The sequence below is a fragment of the Streptomyces lavendofoliae genome, from assembly GCF_014649735.1.
GTDB classification, from domain to species: Bacteria; Actinomycetota; Actinomycetes; order Streptomycetales; family Streptomycetaceae; genus Streptomyces; species Streptomyces lavendofoliae.
This window is the reverse complement of sequence record NZ_BMTP01000011.1, coordinates 180709-194954: the sequence shown is the minus strand read 5'-3', so window position 1 is coordinate 194954 and position 14246 is coordinate 180709. Positions and strand designations below refer to the sequence as shown.

Sequence of the window (14246 nt, the reverse complement as noted above, 5' to 3'; positions counted from 1 at the left end):
TGCGGTTACGGCGCGGACCTGGTGGGCTGTGGCCTTCCGGGAGCCCGAGCCAGATGGCGTGGCTCGTTCTTCTGTGCCTCGCCGTCCACGGGGCTCATGGTGGTCCGCCGCGCCAGGTCCTCCACTGTCGCCACCGTCCCCGGTCGCCGAGCGCTGCGAGCGTGGTCCGCACACGAGGTACGACAACGGCGAGTCGGGCAGACAGACTCCCCTACCGAGCCGAGTGCCCGCACAGCGGCGTCCCGGGGCCGGTCGGGCCAGCCCCCGGCCGGCGCCGCTCGGCACGCGGCCAGCCAAGCGCAGCACCGCGTCCAGCGCCGCCCGGCACGCGGCCGCGACCACCTCGGCGCGCTCGGCGAGCCCGCATCGGCGCCGCTGCTCGCCGACGTGGGCGGGCGGCCGGGTCAGGTCCGTTTCTCCAGCATCGCCGCGGCAGTCGCGAGGTCTGCCTCGGTGCGGGTGATCAGCGCGTAGAGGGCGAACCCGATCGGGGCTGCCTCCCACAGGTGCTTGGCCTGCGCGGCCAGCCCCGGGTGCGGGCGCCCGCCGGCTGCGGCGTAGGCGTCCAGGGTGACCTGTAGCATCTTCTCTCCCGCTGCGCCGTATTGGGCGGACAAGTCGCGGGCCGGGTCGTCCACGCGCGCTGTGGTCCAGTCCAGCACTCCGGTGATCTTGCCGTCCTCGGCGAGCAGGACGTGTGCGGGGTAGATCTCGCCGTGGGTCATCACTGTGGCCTGGGGCCAGCAGGAGTCGTCGGCCAGCCATGCCTCCCAGTCCTCCGCGAGCTCGGGCGCGACGGTGAACTCCGCGCGCACCTTCTCGATGTCGTCCCGCCACGCCTGCCGGACCTGCTCGGGGGTGCGCACTTCGACCCCGGCGGCCTCGGCCTGGGCGGGAGTGATGGAGTGCAGGCGTGCCAGAAGGCGGCCCAGCCGTGCGGCGTAGTCCGGACTGGCCGGGTCCATGTGCCACTGGGGCTCGCCGGCAGCGCTCAGGGTCAGGCCGGGCGCTCCGGGCAGGGCCGGGTATGCGACGAGATCCGGCTCGCGCACCTGCCAGTCGGGCACAGCCACGCCGTCAACCGCCAGTGCCGGGCCCACGAGGTGGAGGATCCGTGCCTCGGCGGTCATCCCGGACGAGACGTCCGGACGACGCGGCACGCGCAGCACCCATCGTCGTCCGGAGCGCTCGGAGGCCATGACGACCTGGTAGTCCAGTCCTGCCTCGTTCAGATCCGCAGTCGTGGGAATCAGGTGCACGCCGTGGGAGGTCGCCAGGGCGATGATGTCGTCGATGTTGCTCATGCGCACACGCTCTCACCGGCCGGTGCCACGGATCCACCTGATTTCGCCGCTCTCAGACCTGTGTTGAGGGGAACGGTTGCCTGAGAACGCCTCCGTCAGACATGGCCTGTCTCCACCAGGAGGAGCGTGCTCCGTGGTGGCCGCCGGGTGACCGTGCTCTGCCCTGCTGTTCCGGCCGGAGCGCGGCGTGGAAGGCACCCGGGCACGACGTGGCCCTTCCCCGATGTCAGTACGTAAAGGCCAGGCCATGCGTGCGGGCGATGTGCCCGGTGACGTGCCCCGCGTGGATCACCACAGGGTTGCCCCACGTGTTCCTGACCTTCAGTGACACCCGGACCCGGGGGCAGCCGCCGAGGTCGGCGGTGGCAAGGTAGAGCGTGTTGGCCGACGCCTGGTGGTGCTTGGCATCCGAGATGCGCCAGGTGGCGGTCGTGCTCACCTTGGGGCTGCCGCACCGGGTGCCGTCCGGGCGCTGCGGCTGGGCCTCTATCCATGTCTGAACGCTGGTGCCGTCGTACGCGGTCGTGCCACCCGGGCAGATCTTGGAGCCGGCCTTGCAGGTGGTCAGGGCGGTGTCCTGTACGACGGCTATCCGGTCGGCGCCGGTGGGAGCGATCGTATAGCCGAGGGTTGTCGCGGTGGTGCCGGACTCCACCACCCGCTGGTTCTCCTCCGGCAGCGTCCAGCGGGCCGTGTACGGGTACGTGGCCCGGGCGAGTTCCGCGCCGGGGTCGACCCGCATGGTCACTTCGCGGCCGGAGGCGACGATGCTGGAGTAGCTGGTGACCGACAGGCGACAGCTGTACGTGCCTTGCTCGGGCGCGACGAACGCCCATCGCACCGTCGGTGATTGCGCCGTCTCCTTCGTGGGCAGGAAGTTGGCCGCCCAGTACGCACCGGCTTCCACCTTCGCGGGCAGCGGGGCGGTCTCCGGGGTCCCGCCGGCGTAGGAGCAGCGGATGGAGAGAGTGGTGCCCACCACGTCCTCCTCACGGAGGCTGGTGACGTTCGAGACGACGACGTTGCGGGACCAGAGGTAGGAACGCTCCCCTGCCACCGCCGTGAAGGTCACCTCCGTACCGGGGATGTCGCGGTACGGGTCGGCCCCGGGCGTCACCTGGTAGTCGAACGGCTCTGTCGGCGAAGCCCGCGCGGGAGCGGCGGTACCCACAAGGCAGCCGAAAGTGAGAACGGATGCGGCGAAGGTGCCACCGAAACGGGCGGTGAGCCGGCCTTTGAGACGCATGCGAGGCATCCCCCTTCGATGATGTTGACGCGTGAAGAGCAAGAGACTGTAGCTGTTGCGCTCGCCTCACCTTCAGCAGGTGACCGAAAGGCCCCGCGGGTACCGCACACCCCCTTGACCACGGTCTGCCCGGCGGCCGGGACGTGTTGTGTCGGGGAGAGACGTGGGAGTGCCGGCCATCGCCGGGTGGTGGGCGTGTGCGGGCGACTGCGCCCGCACTCGTGTCCCGGCCCGGACAGGCCGCGGCCCACCGCGTCCGCCCGGTCCGGCCCGGTCCACCAAGGGCCGATTCGCGCCAACCACCTGCGGTTTTCAGGCCCTCTTGGCCCTCGAAACGTTGAGTTAACCCTGCAAACGACTTTGCCGGGTAATGTATTTCTTGACCAATGGTTGACCATGTATTGGCACGCGCTATGGACGCGAACTGGTGGAAGGGGGGCGCATGTTCCGTGCTGTGACGCCCCGGGCGACGACCGGGGACCTGATGTCCGTCCCGTTCGCCTCCGGTTCTTCGCACCGCTCGCATCCTTCGCATCCGCGCACACCGTCCGCTCTACGGAGGCGCGGAGTCAGGCCGAAAGTGATCCTGCCGCGAAGGCGTGACGCCCCGGAACACCCTCTACCGGGGAGGCGCCGCGCGACGAGGTCGCCCTCTGCCGCGCCATCGGCCGTTCCCACGGCCCCGGCGCGGCCTCCGGCGCACCCGCGACCGGCTCCGCGTCCCGGACGCCGTCCCGGGAGCGCCCGCCCGTCCGCAGCTGACACCGAGCCTGTCGTCGATACAGGAAGCACTCCGGTCCGGGGCCGCCACCACCGCGCTCCGAGACCGCCGTCGGCCCCGACCCCGGCCGCGCTCCAGGTCTTCCGTTGCCGAGCAACAGAGAATCCACCCCGTCCCTGTCCTGCAGGCCCGACGCGCCCCCACGCGCGCCAGGAGGAGTTACCCCACCATGCAGTCCCTCATCGACAACGCCCGTACGTTCGGACGGCGCCCTGAGGAGTTCGCCCGCCTCGCCGAAGGGCAGACCCCCGACGTCCTGTTCATCACCTGCTCCGATTCCCGGGTCGTTCCGGCTCTGATCACGGGCGCCCGGCCCGGCGAGCTGTTCGAGCTGCGGACCGCGGGCAACATCGTCCCGCCGTACGCCTCCGCGCACCCCACCAGCGAGGCGGCCACCATCGAGTACGCGGTGGAGGTGCTCGGGGTCAGGGACATCGTGGTCTGCGGCCACTCCCACTGCGGGGCCGTCGGCGCGTTGGTGCGCGGTGACGACCTGACCCCCGTACCGGCTGTGCGCGAGTGGCTCACGTACGCCGCCGACGAACCCCGGTGCGCCGACAGCGGCGATCCGACGGTGGCCGAGGCGGTGCAGAACCACGTCCTGGCCCAGGTTCTGCGGCTGCGCTCGTACCCGTGCGTCGACAAGCGCTTGGCGGACGGCCGACTGGGACTGCACGCCTGGTACTACGAGGTGCACACCGGAACCGTGCACGCGTACCAGGCGGGGTCCGACACCTTCGAGAGGCTCTGAGGGGACCGGTGACCACCATGAACGTACTGTCGAAGTTTCCTTACTGGCGGCAGGACTTCACCGCCTCCCTCGTCGTCTTCCTGGTCGCCGTGCCGCTGTGCGTCGGTGTGGCGGTCGCCTCCGGGGTCCCGGCCGAACTGGGCCTGGTCACCGGTATCGTGGGAGGCATCATCACCGGGCTCATGCCCGGCAGCAGCCTCCAGGTGTCCGGGCCCGCCGCCGGCCTGACCGTGCTGGTCTTCGAGGCCGTCAGCGAGTTCGGGGTGTCCGCGCTCGGCGTCATCGTGCTGGTCGCCGGACTGCTCCAGCTCGCCATGGGCTTTTCGCGGGTGGGCCGTTGGTTCCGGGCGATATCCGTCTCCGTCGTCGAGGGCATGCTCTGCGGCATCGGCCTGGTGATCATCGCCGGTCAGATCTACGCGGCGGCCGGCCTGAAGGCGCCCGACACCGGCCTCGGCAAGATCGCAGGGCTGCCGGGAGCGGTCACCGACGCCCTGAGCAGCACCGCGGCCCTCACCTCGCTGGCGATCGGTACGGGAACCATCGCCATCATCGTGCTGTGGAAGAGGATGCCGAAGGCAGCGCAGGCTGTGCCCGGCGCCCTCGCGGCGGTGCTGTTGGCCACGGTGACCGCGCTCGTCTTCGGCCTGCCGGTCGCCACGGTCGAAGTGGAGGGGCTGCTCGGTGTGATCCAGCCGCCCGGCTCCGCGGCCTTCGGCGAGCTGGCTTCCCCGGCCATCTGGGGCACCATCGTCGCCTTCGCCCTGATCGCCTCCGCGGAGAGCCTGTTCAGCGCCGCCGCGGTGGACCGGCTGCACGACGGCCCGCGTACCCAGTACGACAAGGAGATGATCGCCCAAGGCGCGGGAAACACGATCTGCGGTGCGCTCGGCGCGCTGCCGATGACCGCGGTGATCGTGCGCAGCTCCGCCAACGTCGCGGCGGGTGCGAAGACCAAGGCGTCCCGGGTGCTGCACGGCGTATGGCTCCTGCTGTTCGCCGCCGCGCTGCCGTCCGCCCTGGCGTTGATACCGATTCCCGCACTGGCCGGCATCCTGATCCACGCGGGCTGGAAGCTGATCCCCTTCCGTCAGACCGCGGCGCTGTGGCGTTCCCACCGGGGCGAGGCTCTGATCCTGGCGGTCACGGCCGTCTCCATCGTCGCGGTGAACATGTTCGAGGGCGTGCTGATCGGACTGGCGCTGTCCGTGATCAAAACCGCCTGGGACGCCTCGCACAACAAGCTGGAGGTCATCGACAAGGGAGCCGGTCCCGTCCAGGTGTACCTGTCGGGCAACGCGACCTTCCTGCGGCTGCCGAAGATCCTCGGCAGCCTGGAGGCCCTGCCGCAGGACCGTCCGATCGAGCTGGACCTCACCGGGCTGCACCACTTGGACCACGCCTGCCGCACGGCGCTGGAGAACTGGGCCGAGCGGCACAGCGAGGCCGGTACGGAACCCGTGAAGGTCACCGAAACCGTCCTGGTCCCGGCAGCCGTGGTCACCGCGACCCGCGGCGAGTTGCAGAAGGCCGCGGGCGGGGCACCTCCCGTGTACAACGGGGGCCCCAGGGGCTGAGCGAAGTGGGAGCCGTCGCGAAACGGTGAGCGTTTCACGAGAGGGGCGCGGTTGCGGCCTGTCCGGCCGCCGGCGCAAAGGCACGTGGCCGGTGGCGAGGTGGAGTGGTTGTCGGCCCACCCCGGGGCCGCCCGATGGCCTGGACGGCGGGTTCGCCGACCGCGTCCCTCTTTCGCGAACCCGACCGTGTGCGACTCGCGGCCGGGGCGCGTCGCACACGCGCGTGCCCGCGGGGATGCGTCGCACTCCCGCGACCCGGCGGGCCCGCACAGCCGGCTCGGCTCGGCACCCGCATCCGGCACTCCGCCACCTCGCGTCACCGCCCTCGTGGTCTCAGCCGGAGCAGCGTCGCGTGAAGTGCCGACCTGCCCCCAGCCTGTCCCCCACCGGTTGAGTCAGCGGGATCCGGCCCCCCGACCAGCGACGACGGTCGCCGGGGGCCGCGCCGGCCGGCCCCGACCCGGGCCGCGGTGTTGTCTCCGTCGGGCGCCGCGCCCGGCGGAACCCGGTGGGGTCCGTCACGCAACTGGGTCGGCGCCGCACCCGCCCGCCCTCAGGAGGGTGAGGCGGAGAGGACGAAGCCGGTGTAGCCGCCCCGGCTCACGGCGTCGCATTCCTCCCGGTACCGGTCCAGTCCGCCGGCATAGGCCAGGAACACCCGGGGTTTGCCCGGAACGTTGGCTCCTGTGTACCAGGAGTCCACCGCAGGGTAGAGCGTTCGGGCGGCGAGGTCTGCCACCCGCGTGCCCCAGTCCGCCTCGGCCCTCGGGGTGGCGTCGATCTCGGTGAGCCCACGCTCCCGAAGGTGGGCGATGCAGTCGGTGATCCACTCGACCTGCTGCTCCAGGGACACCGCGATGTTGGTGAGCACGGACGGGCTGAGCGGTCCCAGGACGGTGAAGAGGTTGGGGAAGCCGGACGAGACGAGTCCCAGATAGTTCCGGGGGCCGTCCGCCCACTTCGTACGGAGGCTCACCCCGCCCTTGCCCACGATGTCGATGGCGAGCTGGGAGCCGGTCAGGGCGTCGAAGCCGGTGGCAAGGACGATCGTGTCGACGAGGTGCTCCCCGTCCGAGGTGCGGATGCCCCGGGGCGTGATGGTCTCGATCGGCGTCGTGCGGAGATCCACCAGCGTCACGTGCGGCAGGTTGTAGGTGGCGTAATAGCCGGTGCCCAAGCACGGTCGCTTGGTCGCGAAGGGGAACGTGCGCGGGGAGAGCAGTTCGGCTGTCGCCGGATCGGTGACGATCGACCGGATCTTGGACCGGATGAACTCGGCCGCGGTCTCGTTGGCCGTCTCGTCGGTCAGGATGTCGGTGTAGGTGCGCAGCAGCCCGTTCAGCAGACCTGAGTCCCAGGCTGCCTCGTAGGACGCCGTGCGCTCCGCCTCGTCCGCCTCCAGGGCCGACCGGGTCGGTGGCTCGAAGACGGTTCCTCCCCTGGACGACCGCTGGGCTTGCCTGAACCACGGGTACTGGGCCTTGAGTTCCTCGACCTCCGTGGTGCGCAGCGGGCGATTGTGGGCCGGGAGCACGTAGGCCGGGGTGCGCTGGAAGACGGTGAGGGCGGCCGCCTCGGCGGCGACAACGGGGATGGCCTGGACACCGGAGCACCCGGTGCCGATCACGGCGACCCGCCGGCCGGTGAAGGAGACGCCCTCGTGCGGCCACCGGGCGGTGTGGTGGATCTGGCCCGTGAAGCTGTCGGCGCCCGGTATCTCCGGGGCTTTGGGGGCCGACATGCAGCCCGTCGCCAGGATGACGAACCGGGCGGTGACCACCCGGGCGGTGTTCGTGGAGACCCGCCAGAGGTGTCTGTCCTCGTCGTACACGGCACGGGTGACCCGGGTGCCCAGTACGACGTCCCCGCGCAGGTCGAACCGGTCCGCCACGTGGTGGATGTACCGCAGGATCTCCGGTTGGGAGGCGTACCGTTCGCTCCATTCCCACTCCTGGTCCAGTTCCGGGGAGAAGGAGTAGGAGTAGGACATGCTCTCTATGTCGCAGCGGGCCCCGGGGTACCGGTTCCAGTACCAGGTTCCGCCGATGTCGGCACCGGCCTCGAAGACCACCGCCGTCAGGCCGAGTTCACGCAGCCGGTGCAGCTGGTAGAGACCGGAGAGTCCGGCCCCGACGACGACGGCATCGACCGAGTGGGGGGCGGAGGGCGGGCCGGGGGTGGCAACCATCGGGAATCTCCTGTTCTTCCGCGTCACCTCGCGGACCGGGTGTGGAGGCCTGCGGTGCGAAGGAGGCGGCGTGGCCGGTGGTGGTCTCGTCGTGACGGATGGCCGGGACCCGCCGCCGCGTGCTCCCGGCCCTTCTCACCGGCTTCGGCCTCTCCTGCTCAGCGCCACCGCGGGAATCACCGCGAGGGCGAGGGCGCCCGCCGCCATGGCCAGGGCCGGGTAGCCGCTGCCGCCGGCCACCAGGCCCGAGACCATGCCGCCCGTCGCGCCCGCCGCGGACATCCCCACGTCCGCAAGGCCCTGTACCGACGCGCGGTTCTCGGCGGAGGTGGCGTCCGTGATCAGGGCCGTGCCGCCGAGCAGGGCCAGGTTCCAGCCGACGCCGAGCAGTACGAGCGCGCAGGCCAGCAGCGGGACGGAGGTCGGTGGGGCAAGGCCCGCGAACAGGCCGGCCCCCAGCAGGACGACGCCGGCCGTGGCGGCGACCCGCCGCCCGCCGATCCGGTCCGCCAGCAGACCGCTCAGGGGGGACGGCAGGAACATCGCGCCCACGTGCAGGGCGATGACCAGACCCACCGCCTGCGTCCCATGGCCGTGGCCGGTCATGTGGACGGGCGTCATGGTCATCACGGCGATCATCACCAGCTGGGCAGTGATCATCACAGTGGCGCCGATGACGACACCAGGGGCACTGCGCACGGAGCCGTGGGGTCCGGCGCCGGGCTCGGCCACCGTACCGCCGGGTTGCCGGGGCTGGGCCGGGCCCAGCGGGTCCGGGCGCAGCCACGGCAGCAGCACCAGGGCTGCTGCCGTGTAGGCCGCCGCCGCCAGCAGGAAGGGCCCCGCCAGCCGCGGAACGCCCCAGGCGTGGGCGAGGGTGCCGGTGGGGCCGATCAGGTTCGGGCCCGCGACCGCGCCCAGTGTCAGGGCGAACAACAAGGTTCCGGCAGCCCGGCCGCGTCCCCCGGGCGGGGCGAGGTCGGCACCCGCGTAACGCGCGAGCAGCCCGGTGACCGTACCCGCCCCGTACACGAAGAGTGCGGCCAGGAGCAGGACGGGCCAGCGCGCCGCAGCTCCGGCGACCACGCCCGCGCTGCCCAGCGCGGCGACTCCATTGCCGAGCAGCAACCCACGGCGGCGCCCGAAGCGCTGGCAGACGCGTCCGAGGACGGCCGCTCCGAGGGCCGCTCCCACGGCGAACAGCGCGGCCGGCAGCCCGGCCAGGCTGGTCGAGCCGAGCAGGTCCTGGGCGAGCAGCGCGCCGACCGTGATACCGGCCGCCATTCCGGCACCGCCGAGGATCTGCGAGGCGACGAGGACCGTCAGAGCGCGACGCCGTTCCGGGGAGAGGCCCGGCACAGGGATCGGCGGGGCCGTCTGGGTCACGCGTGGGTCCCCACCGGAGCCGCGGTGCCGTCGGGCGTCCGAGCGTCGTCGGCCAGGGCGGCTATCTCCTCCAGGGACATGCCGAGTTCGTCGTGCAGGAAACGCACGATCGTCCAGTGCGGCAGGGCGTCGGCGTCGAAGGGACCGAACGCGACCGTGTAGAGGGGAATCCAGCGCAGGGCCTCCTCGACGGCGGTCTCCCGTCCGGGGGCTTCCCGGTAGTCGTCGTAGGAGATGCTCCGGTGGTGGATGAAGTGACCGCCGGGCAGCCGGCGCTCGCACAGGTCGCGGTACTCACGCGTCTGCAGGATCAGGTAGTGCCATATCTCGTCGATGTCCTGCTCGACGGGGAGGAAGAGGCCGCCGAGCCGGTCGGGGTGGCGGGAGAGGAGGTAGAGGTAGCGCAGGCACTCGCGGACCTGGTGCCGTACGACGGACGCGGACGGTGCGTCGGGCTTGGCCGTGAAGTGCCGCACCACCTCCTCGTGCAGAGCCGGGCCGAGCAATGTCTCGACGTCGGGCACTTCTCGGGCGGGGGTGCCCGAGGGGGCGGAGGGTGCTGTGGAAGTGGACATGGGACTCCTGTCGGGAAGCCGTCGCCGGGCGCGTCGGACGCCCCGCGCGCATGCAGGGCCGGTACGGACGGGGTCAGGACGGGTCGGACCTGGTCAGCCAGGCGTACTTGCCGGATCGCCCGATGGGGATTCCGGTGCGGTGTTCCACCTGGCAGGCACGCCCGGTCAAGGCGGTGACGGACTCCGACAGCTCGGCCGTCTCGCCGGGTGACAGCGGCGCGTCGTCGAAGGTCGTGTACGACAGGCGGGATCCGACTTCGCCGGTCAGGTGCAACTGGTACAGGAAGACGCGAGTGCGGATGCCGGCGATACGGGCGTCGAGGTCGGCCTGGGAGACGGGGCCTCCGGGAGTGGGCAGCAGTTCCTTCTCCCGCCCGCAGAAGGAGACGATGCGCTCCGGGTCGGCGCTGCCGTCGCGGGTGCGCACACAGTCGCCGGACCGGTAGCGGACCAACGGCATGTAGGGGTTGCGGACGCTGGTGACGATGAGGCTGTGGATGCCGCTGTCCGGTTCCACCGGGATCAGCTCGACGCTCATGTCCTCCAGGTAGGGCTGGTAACCGCCTTCGGTATCGCTGTAGAACAGGTAGCCGAGTTCGGTGCTGCCGAAGAGGTCGACCACCGGGCAGTCGAAATGGGCGCGCAGATAGGCACGGACGTTCAGCGGCGTGTACTCATAGGCGTGGACGATGCCGGCCGGGCGGGGGAACGCGTCCCACAGGCCCCATGCCGAGACCTTCCGGATCAGGTGCGCCAGGTGGTAGCCGGAGCAGTCCAGCAGATAGCCGGCGCCGGAGTGGGCGGTGGCGGCCTCGCGGATCTCGGCGAGCATGCGCTCGACCTCGTCACGGTCCCAATCGGCGGGGTCCAGCCGGAGGTTGAGATACAGCGTACGGTCGTCGAGCCAGCGTTCCCCGGGAGTCGCGCCGGGCTTGCGGGCGTTCACCCGCGCCACGTGTTCGGTGGCGAGGACGGTGGTCAGCGAGACCCGCCGGGCGCCCGCGTGCCACGAGGCGCCGAGGTCGGGGTGTTCGCTCCACAGGCGGTAGTAGGAGCGGAGCAGGAAGTAGGGCGGCCGGATGAGCTGCATGCGAGCGTGGTTGGTACCGGTGGACAGTACGAACTCGGCTTCTCCGGCCTCCAGCGCGCGGGCCAGCTCCGGGGTCATCCAGTTGTCGGGGAAGCCCCGGGCGATCTCCGCCTTCTCCAGGATCGGGAAGTGGCCGAGCTCGACGGAGGAACGGTAGATCGGGATGTCGCGCACCTTTTCCAGGACATCGGCGCTCGGCAGGCGGTTCAAGGGAGCTCTCCGGGACGGGTCGAGTGCGGGGAGGAGTGAGCGGGGCGTGCCGGCGCGGCGACAGCCGCGCCGGCAGCGCGGAGCATCAGCGGGTCAGGAGATGCAGCCGCTCTTGGGGGCGGCGCTGATGCAGCCGCTCTTGGACGTGGCGCTGATGCACCCGTCCTTCGCGGCCTGGGCGGAGTTGACAGCGACCCACTTGCGCCACACGGACTCCTCAGTCATGCGCTTGATGAGCTGTTCCATGGCGAAACCTCCAGGAGTAGCAGAAATGCGTCTTTTTTCATGAGGAAATGGTTTTGTGGCGATCAACCATCGGCATCGAAGGTAAAGAGACGGTCAATCAATCGTCAATAGATCTTCTGCCGATTGGCCGGAACCCCATCCTTCACGCGGGTCGGTCGACCGGGGAGCGCCACCGCGCGTGTCCCCCGGCGTACGCACCAGCCAGCGTGCTGAGCTGTTGCGAATGCGACCGGAATGTGCCCCGTGATCCCGATTCACTCCATCAGGGCCGACTGGTCCGTTTCGCTGCCCCTAGGCCCTCCCCTCTCTCAGGATCGGTCTGCGGAAGCTACGAGGGCGGCGTCTTCTCTGCGCTTCGTGGTGCTTGCCGCGCGGGTGAAGCGACGAACAGGAGAGGGGGATCGGCATGCATCTGACTCCGCACGAGCAGGAGCGTCTGTTGGTCCACGTGGCAGCTGATGTCGCCCAGCGGCGGCGCGAACGCGGTCTGCTGCTGAACTATCCCGAAGTCATGGCGCTGCTGACGGCGCATGTCTATGAGGAGGCGCGGGCCGGGGCGACGGTCGATGCGGTGATGGAGTCAGGGCGCCATGTGCTGCAGCGCAGCGAGGTCATGGACGGCGTGCCGGAGATGGTCGACAACGTCCAGGTCGAGGCGACGTTTCCGGACGGCACGAAGCTGGTGACCATCAGCAGGCCGTTCGACGAGGCGTCCACCGAGGTGGACGTCCATCCCGGTAAGCCGGAGCTGCTGCCGGACGAGGACGAACACCGGGTGGCCTTCAACGACGGGGCGACACCCGTGCCGCTGGTGGTGCGCAACCCCAAGGACCGCCCGATCCAGGTGGGCTCCCACTTCCACTTCGCCGAGGCGAACGAGGGACTCAGGTTCCGCCGTGAGGCGGCCCACGGAATGCGGCTGCACATCCCGTCCGGCACCTCCGAACGGTTCGAGCCCGGCGACAAGCGCACCGTGATGCTCGTGCCGATCGCCGGCGAGCGGATCGTCCACGGACTCCAGGCCGACAAGAGCGAGGAGGAGAAGCACCTCGATGCCGGACAGCACTGAGAAGGACAAGCCCTGGGACCCGCTGCCGCGTACCCGGTACGCCGACCTGTACGGGCCGACCGCCGGCGACCGGGTCCGGCTCGCCGACACCAATCTCGTCCTGCGCATCGACGCGGACTGGTGCGGCGGGCCGGGGCGCAGCGGCGACGAGATGGTCTTCGGCGGCGGCAAGGTGATCCGTGAGTCGATGGGCCAGTCGCACATCCCCCGCGACGACCCCCGCGAGCCGGTGGACACCGTGATCACCGGTGCGCTGATCCTGGACCACTGGGGCGTGGTCAAGGCCGACGTCGGCCTGCGCGACGGACGCATCCGGGCCATCGGCAAGGCGTACAACCCGGAGACCATGACGCCCCGTCCCAACGACGACCCGCGCGCCTCGGACTTCGTCGTGGGTCCCGAGACCGAGGTGATCTCCGGCAAGGGCCGCATTCTGACCGCGGGCGGCGTCGACACGCACGTGCACTTCCTGTGCCCGGAGCAGATCCACGAGGCGGTGGCGTCGGGCGTGACGACGCTGATCGGCGGCGGCACCGGACCGGCCGAGGGCAGCACGGCCACCACTGTCACCCCCGGCAAGTGGCACATCCAGCGGACCTTCGAGGCGCTGGACGCCTTCCCGGTGAACATCGGCCTGCTCGCCAAGGGCAGCACCGTCTCGAAGAAGTCGCTGTACGACCAGGTCTCGGCCGGCGCCCTCGGCTTCAAGATCCACGAGGACTGGGGAGCCACCCCGGCGGTGATCGACGCCGCGCTGACGGTGTGCGAGGAGACCGGCGTCCAGGTCGCGCTGCACGCCGACTCGCTGAACGAGGCCGGCTTCGTACAGAGCACCTTCGCCGCCACCAGGACCGACCGCAAGGCCAAGAAGGGCAAGTACCGCAGCCTGCACATCTTCCACATCGAGGGCGCCGGCGGCGGCCACGCCCCCGACATGATCAGCCTCGCCGGCAAACCCAACGTGCTGCCCGCGTCGACGAATCCCACCCGGCCCTTCACGGTCAACACCGTCAAGGAGCACGTCGACATGATGATCGTGTGCCATCACCTCAATCCGGAGGTCGAGGCGGACATGGCGTTCGCCGACTCCCGAATCCGGCCCTCCACCATGGCCGCCGAGGACCTGCTGCACGACATGGGTGCCATCTCGATGATGTCCTCCGACGCCCAGGCCATGGGCCGCATCGGCGAGATGATCATGCGGACCTGGCAGACGGCGCACGTCATGAAGTCCCGTTACGGCCACCTGCGCGAGGACGACGCGCACGCGGACAACTTCCGTGCCCGCCGCTACGTCGCCAAATACACGATCAACCCGGCCATCACCCACGGCATCGACCACGAGGTCGGCTCCGTGGAGACCGGAAAACTCGCCGACCTGGTGCTGTGGGAGCCGAAGTTCTTCGGCGTCAAGCCGCACATGGTCATCAAGGGCGGACAGATCTCCTACGCCCAGATCGGCGATGCCAACGCCTCCATCCCGACCCCGCAGCCCTACCTCCCGCGCCCCGTCTGGGGCTTCCAGGGTCGCGCCCCGGCGGCGAACTCCTGCAACTTCGTGGCCGAGGCCGCCCTCGACGGCGAACTCTCCCGGGCAGGGCTGCTCAAGCCCCTGCGCGCGATCCGTTCCACCCGGGGGGTCACCAAGGCCGACATGATCCACAACAACGGCGTCCCCACAATCGACATCGACCCCGACACCTTCGACGTCACCATCGGCGGCGCCACCACCTCCGACGTCCGCACCACAGTCGACGGGCAGGAAGTCGGACGCAACTACGCCACCGAGCTGCCACTGGCACAGCGCTACTTCCTGTTCTGAC

The 14246-nt window shown here is 70.4% G+C and carries 11 protein-coding genes; 4 read left to right on the top strand and 7 right to left on the bottom strand.

What is annotated here, in order from left to right; translation table 11 throughout:
• Nucleotides 1–404: 404 nt before the first annotated feature.
• Nucleotides 405–1304: a macrolide 2'-phosphotransferase gene (locus IE109_RS21435; protein WP_189552617.1), complete on the bottom strand. Its 900-nt coding sequence runs from the start codon at nucleotides 1302–1304 to the stop codon at nucleotides 405–407.
• A 226-nt stretch (nucleotides 1305–1530) separates the two neighbouring features.
• Entirely contained in the window at nucleotides 1531–2550 is a 1020-nt protein-coding gene (locus tag IE109_RS21430; RefSeq protein ID WP_229891382.1) for a hypothetical protein, read from the bottom strand.
• A 950-nt stretch (nucleotides 2551–3500) separates the two neighbouring features.
• Here IE109_RS21430 and IE109_RS21425 point away from each other — a divergent pair.
• A complete protein-coding gene (locus IE109_RS21425) occupies nucleotides 3501–4082 on the top strand; it encodes a carbonic anhydrase (protein ID WP_189552615.1) in 582 nt (193 codons plus the stop codon).
• Nucleotides 4083–4099: 17 nt separating this feature from the next.
• Nucleotides 4100–5659: a SulP family inorganic anion transporter gene (locus IE109_RS21420; RefSeq protein WP_189552613.1), complete on the top strand. Its 1560-nt coding sequence runs from the start codon at nucleotides 4100–4102 to the stop codon at nucleotides 5657–5659.
• Nucleotides 5660–6212: 553 nt separating this feature from the next.
• Here the strand turns inward: IE109_RS21420 and IE109_RS21415 are convergent.
• The 5 genes from IE109_RS21415 to IE109_RS21395 form a co-directional block, all read right to left on the bottom strand.
• On the bottom strand, nucleotides 6213–7847 hold the full coding sequence (locus IE109_RS21415) for a flavin-containing monooxygenase (protein ID WP_189552611.1): 1635 nt from the start codon (nucleotides 7845–7847) through the stop codon (nucleotides 6213–6215).
• 135 nt (nucleotides 7848–7982) lie between these two features.
• The gene (locus tag IE109_RS21410) at nucleotides 7983–9233 is read right to left on the bottom strand and encodes an MFS transporter (protein WP_229891380.1); all 1251 of its coding nucleotides are present in this window, start codon (nucleotides 9231–9233) and stop codon (nucleotides 7983–7985) included.
• The gene (locus tag IE109_RS21405) at nucleotides 9230–9808 is read right to left on the bottom strand and encodes a glycine-rich domain-containing protein (RefSeq protein ID WP_189552609.1); all 579 of its coding nucleotides are present in this window, start codon (nucleotides 9806–9808) and stop codon (nucleotides 9230–9232) included. Before IE109_RS21405 ends, IE109_RS21410 begins: the two co-directional genes overlap by 4 nt.
• Nucleotides 9809–9881: 73 nt before the next feature.
• The gene (locus tag IE109_RS21400; RefSeq protein ID WP_189552607.1) at nucleotides 9882–11108 is read right to left on the bottom strand and encodes a phenylacetate--CoA ligase family protein; all 1227 of its coding nucleotides are present in this window, start codon (nucleotides 11106–11108) and stop codon (nucleotides 9882–9884) included.
• Between the two features lie 93 nt (nucleotides 11109–11201).
• A complete protein-coding gene (locus IE109_RS21395; protein ID WP_189552605.1) occupies nucleotides 11202–11354 on the bottom strand; it encodes a hypothetical protein in 153 nt (50 codons plus the stop codon).
• Between the two features lie 406 nt (nucleotides 11355–11760).
• On the opposite strand from IE109_RS21395, the gene IE109_RS21390 reads away from it, so the two are divergent.
• Both IE109_RS21390 and IE109_RS21385 read left to right on the top strand, forming a co-directional pair.
• A complete protein-coding gene (locus tag IE109_RS21390) occupies nucleotides 11761–12423 on the top strand; it encodes an urease subunit gamma (protein ID WP_189552603.1) in 663 nt (220 codons plus the stop codon).
• On the top strand, nucleotides 12407–14245 hold the full coding sequence (locus tag IE109_RS21385) for an urease subunit alpha (RefSeq protein WP_189552601.1): 1839 nt from the start codon (nucleotides 12407–12409) through the stop codon (nucleotides 14243–14245). The genes IE109_RS21390 and IE109_RS21385 overlap by 17 nt, the downstream gene beginning before the upstream one ends.
• The last annotated feature ends 1 nt before the right edge of the window (nucleotide 14246 follow it).